Annotated in this window: 8 protein-coding genes; 7 read left to right on the forward strand and 1 reads right to left on the reverse strand. The window is 34.4% G+C overall.

From position 1 onward, the window contains the following. The 7 genes from Q0505_RS11840 to Q0505_RS11870 all read left to right on the forward strand — a co-directional run. A partial coding sequence (locus tag Q0505_RS11840; RefSeq protein ID WP_299213063.1) for a thioredoxin domain-containing protein occupies positions 1-1,055 on the forward strand: 1,055 nt, incomplete at its 5' end. Between the two features lie 694 nt (positions 1,056-1,749). After that, entirely contained in the window at positions 1,750-1,953 is a 204-nt protein-coding gene (locus Q0505_RS11845) for a hypothetical protein (protein WP_299213064.1), read from the forward strand. 196 nt (positions 1,954-2,149) lie between these two features. Next, positions 2,150-2,347, forward strand: coding sequence for a hypothetical protein (locus tag Q0505_RS11850; protein WP_299213065.1), 198 nt, complete (start codon positions 2,150-2,152; stop codon positions 2,345-2,347). 75 nt (positions 2,348-2,422) lie between these two features. Then, complete coding sequence (locus Q0505_RS11855) at positions 2,423-2,608, forward strand: hypothetical protein (protein ID WP_299213066.1); 186 nt, start codon at positions 2,423-2,425, stop codon at positions 2,606-2,608. 236 nt (positions 2,609-2,844) lie between these two features. Next, positions 2,845-3,030 carry a hypothetical protein gene (locus Q0505_RS11860; RefSeq protein ID WP_299213068.1) on the forward strand — a complete coding sequence of 62 codons (186 nt, stop codon included), beginning with the start codon at positions 2,845-2,847 and terminating at the stop codon, positions 3,028-3,030. Positions 3,031-3,161: 131 nt separating this feature from the next. Next, positions 3,162-3,350, forward strand: coding sequence for a hypothetical protein (locus Q0505_RS11865; RefSeq protein ID WP_299213070.1), 189 nt, complete (start codon positions 3,162-3,164; stop codon positions 3,348-3,350). Between the two features lie 291 nt (positions 3,351-3,641). Beyond that, positions 3,642-3,812, forward strand: a complete 171-nt coding sequence (locus Q0505_RS11870; RefSeq protein ID WP_299213072.1) for a hypothetical protein — start codon at positions 3,642-3,644, stop codon at positions 3,810-3,812. Positions 3,813-4,006: 194 nt separating this feature from the next. Here the strand turns inward: Q0505_RS11870 and Q0505_RS11875 are convergent. Then, positions 4,007-5,592, reverse strand: a 1,586-nt coding sequence (locus Q0505_RS11875) for a dehydrogenase E1 component subunit alpha/beta (RefSeq protein WP_299213074.1), incomplete at its 5' end; no start/stop codon positions are given.

The following is a 5,592-nucleotide window of genomic DNA, read 5'->3' on the forward strand; positions in this document are numbered from 1 at the left end:
AAAAGCAAAAAGCTGTTTTGGATAAAATGAAACCTCGTTTTATTAAAAATGCAGTTGCCAATGGTCATGATCAAGAGAAACTAGAAAAAATATGGAAGGATTGGGAAGCCTTTGCAAGTTATGCATTAGTCTATTGCCTTACTTTATTAAGTGGCATAGATATCAGTGGTATTGTAACGGGTTTATCTCTATTAGCATTGCCATTTGTACTTTACTCTATCTATTATCAAGGAGGTGTTTTAAAGAAATGGTGTCCTTTATGTCTTGGTATTGCAGGCGTTATCATACTTCAAAGTGTTGCTGTTTTTATCACTGGAAATACAACAGCTTTTTTATCTATTAGCATCGAAGAGATAGGCTTATACGTATTAAGTATAGTATTGATTACAAGCGTATGGTTTATGATTAAACCATTATTACATAAAAAAGTATCACTAGATACATTAAAAATTGAAAGTAATAAATTCAAAAGAAATTTTTCAATCTTTAATACATTATTACAAGAAAATGATAGTGTTGTAAACGATATTCAGTTACCTAAAGAAATTGTTTTAGGAAATAGAGAAGCACTATTGGAAGTTGTTTTGGTGACAAGTCCTCAATGTTATTATTGTAAGCAAGCACATACTGATATAGAAAATATCTTAAAACAATCTAGTAACGAGCTTAAGGTGATTATTCGTTTTAATGTAAATGTAGAAGATACAGAAGGAGATGGATTCCAAGTGACATCTCATTTAATACATGCGTATAATACCCAAGGAGAACTCGCTTGTATCAAGTTAATGCATGAAGCATACAAAGATGATGTCGATTTAAAACAATGGCTAAAACAACAGAATCCTATAGATGCAGATTATGGTGATGTATTAGTTGCTCAAAAAGATTGGTGTACAAAAAACAATATCAATTTTACACCCGCCTTGTATATACAAGGAAAACAATACCCTAGAGAGTACGATAGAAATGATTTATCATTGTTTATAGAAGATCTCATAGAATTGCAAAACCAGCCTACAGAAGTTGTAGAAGATAGTCCGATCATGACGTCGTAACACATAATAATAATGACAAACTATTGAGTGTCTCTAAAGATATTCAATAATATAAAATTTAAAAAAGATTTAATTTTCGATAAAATATATTTTGTTAATCCCTATAATACAAATGCTTAGACAGCAACCTGACGTCTTTAAATATTCAGGATTATTAACTTAATATCATTTGCTATGAAAAAATTAATGAATCTTAGAGGAGCGACAACTCTTGACGTTCCTCTACAAAATGAAATTCAGGGTGGCTATCTCGCACATCACCCAAGTCGATTTCAACCAATGCAGCAAATCGCTTTATGTCGATCTGATATTGAGTGTCCGAATGGACAAATATGTTGTCTTGGTAACTTTGGAGTAGCATACTAAAAAAGGATATTGTGTAATTACACAATATCCTTTTTTAGTATTCATAACTTATCAAAAATTAGATGTACAACAAAGGTATTCATTCCTATTATTCTGAAAATAATCAGTACCATTTTTAAGGAGATTTTATTCACAAATAAATAGATTATCTAACATATTTATAAAATTGATTTTGGCAAACTTCATTATATATATAAATTCAAGTACAAGAATATAAAACTAAAGATTCTTGTGTAGATTATTTTGTTAATCCCTATAATACAAACACATAGACATAGCCCTGGATGTCTCTAAATAGTCCAGTTAATTAACTTAATATTCTAATATCATGAAAAAATTAATGAATCTTAAAGGAGCACAGCCCCTTAGTATTATCGAACAAAAAGAAATTAAAGGTGGTGCTGGTCCTATTCTATTATGCCAAATTGGGTGTGTAGGAAAAAGTAGAGGTGATAACTGTTATGCCTCAGGTGTTTGTGAATGTCCTGGCAGATGTGGTGGTACTGGTGCAAATGATTGTACTCCATTTTAGACAAACACTACATATACTTATCGTCATTTGATCCAATTGTATGGATATCAACGTATATATACAATTCACTTATAAGAATACAAAACCTTGTATTCTTGTGTAGATTATTTTGTTAATCCCTATAATACAAACGTATAGACATAGTCCTGGGTGTCTTTAAATAGTCCAGTTAATTAACTTAATATTCTATAATGTTATGAAAAAATTAATGAATCTTAAAGGTGCTGTATCATTAAACAAAACGCAGCAAAAAAACGTAAACGGAGGGTCTGGACCAGTAATCCAAGCGTGTAACGGTAATTGTTCTGGACTACCTACGGGTACTCGTTGCTACCACCAAGGACACTGTGGATGTCCAGGTAGATGTTCAAGTGGTACCTGCATCCCTTACTAGAATAAAGCAATTACAGACATTATCCTGAATGTCTTTAAATAGGTCAGGCATACGAACTACTTAAATTTTAAAATCATGAAAAAATTAATAAATCTTAAAGGTGCTGTATCATTAAACAAAGTGCAACAAAAAGAAATAAACGGAGGCGGAAAGCTATGTGATAGCAGCTGTCTAGGAAAACCACAGGGTGCTCGATGTTATCACGGAGGGCATTGTGGATGTCCTGGCGCTTGCTTAAGCGGTGGATGTGTCCCTTACTAATAAATAATAACAGTCAGACTTAGAATTGTATTTTAAGTCTGACTGTTCCTTTATCATCATATATCCTTTAGAATAGATATATAAATAGGCAACTATCATCTTGATGAACGTACTGTTTTTACATCTATATTTTGATATTATGAAAATACTTCTTCACATAAGAAAGTAAAATACTACAGACACAACCCTGAGTGTCTTTAAAAGTTCAGGTTAATTAACTTAAATATTATATAATCATGAAAAAACTAATGAATCTTAAAGGAGCTGTATCGCTAAACAAAGTACAGCAAAAAAACGTAAACGGAGGAGGTAGACAATGCAATGGTAGTTGCTCTGGAAAACCGCAAGGAGCTCAGTGCTATTATCAAGGTCATTGTTCTTGCCCAGGCTCTTGCTTAGGTGGTGGGTGTCAGCCTTGGTAGTATATTCTAGATAACATTCAAACTTAGATGATTCATCTAAGTTTGAATGTTTCTTTATAAGTAAGACCATACAGACATCATCCTGAGTGTCTTTAAATTATCAGGCATACACTAACTCAAATTTTTAAATTATGAAAAAATTAATGAATCTTAAAGGAGCTGTAACATTAAACAAAGGACAGCAAAAAGAAGTAAATGGAGGTGCAAAACTATGTAATGGAAGTTGTGCTGGAAAACCAAATGGAGCACGTTGCTATTATCAAGGTCACTGTGGCTGCCCTGGCGAATGCTCTAGTTCATGGGGATGTATTCCTTACTAGTAGATCAATTATCACCTCCAAACTTAGATCAAACGATCTAAGTTTAGAGGTATTTTAAATAGTATTGTTACTTAAAAAATGTTTCTTATCAAATAGTAAAAAGGATATTGATTTTATATACGAACCTATATTATTTCAATAAATATACAAACATCTCTAATCTCTCTATTTCAGCTTTCGCGAAAGCGTATAAAATAATAGCTGAAATCTTTATTTAGGGTAACAAAACAATTATGCAACCTCTTTATTGCAAACACCCTATTAAAATTTAGTAACTAAAATTCAGAATCTATGAAAAATCTAATGAATCTTAAAAACGCCAAAGTACTCTCTTCTACACAGCAAAAAACAATCATAGGAGGTGGATGGCAATCTACAAACAGACCTTGTGTTATGTATTGTCCTCTGTTAAACTATACACTAAATTTCTGTACCGCGTTTGATATACCCAATTGTGGTTAATGCAAAAAATGAAATTGTAGACATCATCTAGATAGGCTCTAAAAGTCTAAAAGTCCAAAAGATTATTGCTATATATCTACAAACTTCGGTTGTCAAGAATATGCAGTAGCGATGGATAAGTTCCTTACTAGAACCTAAAATATAACATTCAAACCCAGTAATAATCACTTCGTTTGAATGTTATTTTTAGTCTATTAATAAGTTATAAGTGCTTTTAAAGTTTCTTCTAACCGCTTTCGCGAAAGGTATTGTTCTTCCAATTGCCCTGCAAACGGAATAGGCGTATCGATACTTGTGACACGTCGTATGGGTGCATCCAAAAATTCAAAGCATTCTTCAGAAATCATTGCCGAAATATCAGACATCACACTTCCAAAACCTGAATCTTCTGTAAGTAATAACACTTTTCCCGTCTTTTTAACAGAAGTAAAAATAGCCTCTGTATCCAGCGGTTGCAACGTTCTTAAATCAATAAGATCAGCCGATATCTCTGTATTCTTTTCTAAAGTTTCTAAAGCCCAATGTACTCCTGCGCCATACGTAATAATAGTCACATCCTTTCCTTCTTTTAAAGAAACGGCTTTTCCAAGCGGTAGTGTATAATACGCAGTTGGGACTTCTTGACGTATGCTTCTGTACAATGCTTTATGTTCAAAAAACAATACAGGATTAGGATCTTCTATAGCCGTAGCTAGTAATCCCTTGGCATCATAAGGAAATGCTGGATATACGACTTTAAGCCCTGGCGTATGTGTAAACCAAGCCTCATTGGTTTGCGAGTGAAAAGGTCCAGCACCTACCCCAGCCCCACAAGGCATACGTACGACCACATCGGCGGCTTGTGACCAACGGTAATGTGATTTGGCTAGATAATTGATAATAGGATTAAAACCAGAAGTCGCAAAATCTGCAAATTGCATTTCCATGACTGCTTTCATACCCTTAATTGCAAGTCCCATTGCAGCTTCTACAATCGCACTTTCACAAATAGGCGTGTTACGTACACGCTCCTTTCCAAAAGCTTCTACAAAACCATCTGTAATTTTAAAAACACCACCATATTCAGCAATATCCTGTCCCATAATCACAAGATCATCGTTACGCTCCATTGCCTGTCTAAGTCCGTCAGAAATAGCATCTATCAGACGCTTTTCTTCTGTCGCTTCTGTGGGAGGTGTATCTTGATAGGTGAAAGGTGCATACACATCTTCGAGTTCTGTTTCTAAATGAGGAACAATCGCGTCTTCGTTATATGCAAGATCTAAGTTTTCTTGAATCGTTTCTTTAATTTGAGAAGCCATGTCTTCGTCCATCTCGTCAGTGAGAAGACCAAGCCCGACTAAATACTTTTTATAATTTTCCAGCGGGTCTTTTTGCGCCCATGTTTCCATAAGGTCGTCAGGAACATATTTTGTCCCACTTGCCTCTTCGTGACCCCGCATTCTAAAGGTTTTAAACTCTAACAAAACAGGTCGTGGATTTTCACGCATCTCTTCTGCAAGAGCGTTTACTTTAGTATACACTTCTAGGATGTTATTGCCATCTATAATATGGCTTTCCATCCCATATCCTAGCGCTCTATCGGCTAGGTTTTCACAATTATACTGTTCACTAGTAGGTGTGGAGAGTCCGTAGCCATTATTTTCTATACAAAATAAGACAGGTAATTGCCATACAGAAGCGACGTTCAGCGCTTCGTGAAAATCACCTTCACTCGTCCCGCCTTCGCCTGTAAAAACAGCAGTTACTGCTTTTTCATTGCGTAATTTGTGTGCCAATG

Origin of the sequence: uncultured Dokdonia sp., assembly GCF_937910895.1 — a bacterium.
Taxonomy (GTDB): domain Bacteria; phylum Bacteroidota; class Bacteroidia; order Flavobacteriales; family Flavobacteriaceae; genus Dokdonia.

Bases quoted from the DNA above. Each gene is read 5' to 3' on its own strand.
- Q0505_RS11845 (WP_299213064.1), top strand. From the start codon at position 1,750: ATGAAAAAATTAATGAATCTTAAAGGAGCACAGCCCCTTAGTATTATC.
- Q0505_RS11850 (WP_299213065.1), top strand. From the start codon at position 2,150: ATGAAAAAATTAATGAATCTTAAAGGTGCTGTATCATTAAACAAAACG.
- Q0505_RS11855 (WP_299213066.1), top strand. From the start codon at position 2,423: ATGAAAAAATTAATAAATCTTAAAGGTGCTGTATCATTAAACAAAGTG.
- Q0505_RS11860 (WP_299213068.1), top strand. From the start codon at position 2,845: ATGAAAAAACTAATGAATCTTAAAGGAGCTGTATCGCTAAACAAAGTA.
- Q0505_RS11865 (WP_299213070.1), top strand. From the start codon at position 3,162: ATGAAAAAATTAATGAATCTTAAAGGAGCTGTAACATTAAACAAAGGA.
- Q0505_RS11870 (WP_299213072.1), top strand. From the start codon at position 3,642: ATGAAAAATCTAATGAATCTTAAAAACGCCAAAGTACTCTCTTCTACA.